We start from the raw sequence: 3,211 nt of genomic DNA, 5'->3' as shown, positions 1-3,211 counted from the left end.
ACTGACCCAAGGGATCCCTGCCGATCAGAGTTTCCTTGATCAATGGAGGGTCTCACTCCTCTACTCCCTCCCTGCGATGATGATGAGCCGGGTCGCAATGCAGAGATGGGGATGGGGCACCACTATTCTCCAGGATGCCGCCATGGAGCCAATACAGGCGGTCGCCTCCGTCGCCTTGAGCTGTGGCATGGGTGGCGTCGGCTGGTTGCCTGAGACAAACATGACATTGGGACAGCTCTTTAGGAGGGAGCTCACCGAAGGTTTCTTCTACATGGGTGTCGGCCGCGGGATGGGGGGGGCGGTCGACCGCTTTTCGGCACGTCAATCTCTCCCCCAATTAAACGATCCTTTTGAAAGGGCGTGGGCTACGGCGCCTGGCGAGGTTGGTGCCGTCGGGGAGAGAAAGAGAGGCAGCAGGAGAAGCGATGGTCTGACACCCGACCAGGCAAAGGAGAAGGCAGCGTTCGACCTCATGGAGTTTCTGCGCAAAAATAGTTCGACGCGGCAAGACCCGGCCGGGCTCGAACTTGGCCGCAAATTGCATGCCTGGATTGATGAAACAGTCCCTGCCGATTATGACAAGTTCAGGCGCCATTTAAGGAAAACCCTCATTACACATGGAGGTCTGGATTTACGCCTTACCGTATTTGAGAAGATCCCTTTCCTTTCTGACAAACCACTTAAGGTAGGACGAATGATCGACGGAGTTGTACCAGACCCTCGCATTGATCCCATGAAAGATCCTGTCACTGACGGGGATACAATCTGGGTCTATGCCGAGGGGGCGATGAGAGACGCCGTCGATATCCGCTTCACCGGGATTAACACCCTTGAGGCAACCCATGAGTGGAGAAGACCTAATATGCGCCCACCTGTAGAGCGATGCGAGCGGGGAGAACTGCTGGCCGGTGAGGCACAAAAATTCCTGAAGAAGGTCCTCGCGGATCATGACAATGAGGTCTACCTTCGTTCTTATGAATTTGACCAATACGGTCGTCCGGCCTCTGAGGTTTGGGTCAAAAAGAAGGGGCCTCTTGCCCCAGGGGAAAACCCCTACCTCAATGTGAACAAACTGATGATTGAAGAGGGACTTGCCTTGGCCTATTTCGTCGCGCCGGATGAATCAGGAAGGGTCCTCGAATATCTTGCGGCTCAAGAGAAGGCGAGGGCTGCCAAGAAGGGGATCTGGGCGGATGAGCATTTCCAGAAGGAGTCTCTCTTTATCACAAGCTCCCATCCCCTCGAACATGAGAACCGCGACCATCCTCGACGCATAGCGAAGGCAGAACGAAAAGAAAGGGAAGGCAGACGTGACTTTGATACCCCCCCGGACAAGGAGTATTTCCGTATCATCCACACAGGGGGTGGGGAAATGGGCTCCCACCCGATTAATCTAAGGGGATGGAAAATAGTGAATGGGACAAACGAGTTCATAATCGATCGCGACTATTGGCTCCATCCCGGCTACACGGCCAGGGTTCATACCCATTACAGGGCTGATGACAGCCTCCCCTCAAGCGATAACCTCAATGCACCGCTCTATCTTGATCTGGGCCTCAACCGAGATGCAACGGGTCAGGTTGTAAGACCCAGTCACGTCCATTACTGGGATGATGAACATCCAATCCTCTTGTACACGCCGGACGGACGACTCGTTTGTGGAGATGCCGAAAGCCAGGTCGCCTTTGATCAATTACCGCCTCCAATAAAAAGATATCGAGGAGAGCATTACTAAAAAATCTCCTGAACAGCCCCTGCCGTTCTGGAAATATACCGCCATTCCTGCAACGGGCTTGTTGGCCTTCTTCTCTGGCCAGAGGGAACTTAATTCTGCCCTCTAATTTAATGCTATGAAATTTCGGTGTACGACGCCGAATTTTCATGATACCTTTGGGTCATGGAAATCCTCCGAAAGAAGGAGCTTCAGGCCCTCCGATCGAAAATCAAAAACTTTCCCGTCGTAGCGATCCTCGGTCCACGACAGTGCGGAAAAACTACCCTCGCTCGACAATACGTCAGGCAAGAACGAAAAGAGACCCACTTCTTCGATCTCGAAGATCCTGAACATCTTTCACGTTTGAAAAATCCAAAATTGGCACTTGAGAATCTAAAAGGGACTATCGTGATCGATGAAATTCAACGATATCCGAACCTCTTTCCGATCTTACGCGTTCTTGTAGATCGTTTTCACTCTCAAAAATACCTGATTCTGGGAAGCGCCTCTCGCAACCTGATCTCACAAGGCTCCGAGACACTGGCTGGACGAATCGGCTTTATGGAGTTGGGAGGATTCACGTTGGAAACGACTCCAGAAGAACAAAAGAAGTTGTGGGTTCGAGGAGGATTTCCCAGATCCTTTCTCGCGTCTTCGGAAAAGAAGTCCTATGAGTGGCGTCGAGAATTCATCACCACCTTTCTGGAGCGGGACCTTCCCAATCTTGGAATCCAAATCCCTTCGGCAACGTTACGAAAGTTCTGGATGATGCTTTCCCACTATCATGGCCAACTGCTTAATGCCTCGGAACTGGGTCGAAGTTTCGGAGTCGCTGACACCACAATAAAACGATATCTCGACATCCTCACGGGAACCTTCATGATACGTAGCCTTCAGCCCTGGTACTACAATACCAAAAAACGCCTTGTGAAAACGCCAAAGATCTACTTTCGGGATTCGGGTATTTTCCATGCCCTACTTACAATTCCGGAGGAGCGAGAACTCTCTCTTCACCCGAAGTTAGGCTCCTCTTGGGAAGGATTCGCGCTCGAGCAAGTGATTCGACGCCTTAACCTACGAGAGGAAGAATCATTCTTCTGGGCTATCCATGCCGGAGGCGAATTGGACCTTCTCTTTCAGAAAAAAGGAAAGTTGTGGGGGGCTGAAATAAAATACAAAGAAGCGCCTGTCGTGACCCCTTCCATGCAACTGGCGCAGAAGGAACTCTCTTTAGAACATCTCTGGGTCGTACATCCCGGGCAAGAGACGTATCCACTCGAAAGAAAAATCACAGCCATCTCTCTTCGGGAGCTTTCTTCCTCTTTTTTCAGGTAAAAGATTCATTTTCCGCAACCTCGTTCAAGCGGGGTCGATGGACATTTTGAATGCTGAGCTCCCCGGCGACACGACCTTACGATTCCCAGTCCCGCTCCGTTCCGGCGAGTCACTTTTATTCCGGTCTGACCGGCCGCTCCTATCAGACCGAATTCGGCGCCT

General features: G+C 51.7%; 2 protein-coding genes. Both read left to right on the top strand.

All coding sequences use genetic code 11. The annotated features are described in order from the left end of the window. On the top strand, window positions 1-1,735 hold a 1,735-nt coding region (locus HYT77_10670), incomplete at its 5' end, for a thermonuclease family protein (GenBank protein MBI2068456.1). Between the two features lie 162 nt (window positions 1,736-1,897). Beyond that, the gene (locus HYT77_10665) at window positions 1,898-3,049 is read left to right on the top strand and encodes an ATP-binding protein (GenBank protein MBI2068455.1); all 1,152 of its coding nucleotides are present in this window, start codon (window positions 1,898-1,900) and stop codon (window positions 3,047-3,049) included. The last annotated feature ends 162 nt before the right edge of the window (window positions 3,050-3,211 follow it).

It is taken from the genome of Deltaproteobacteria bacterium, assembly GCA_016180855.1.
Classification (GTDB): Bacteria; UBA10199; UBA10199; order JACPAL01; family JACPAL01; genus JACPAL01.
Note: the sequence above shows the minus strand (reverse complement) of the source record. Positions and strands in the feature narration are given on the sequence as shown.

Bases quoted from the DNA above. Each gene is read 5' to 3' on its own strand.
- HYT77_10665 (MBI2068455.1), top strand. From the start codon at position 1,898: ATGGAAATCCTCCGAAAGAAGGAGCTTCAGGCCCTCCGATCGAAAATC.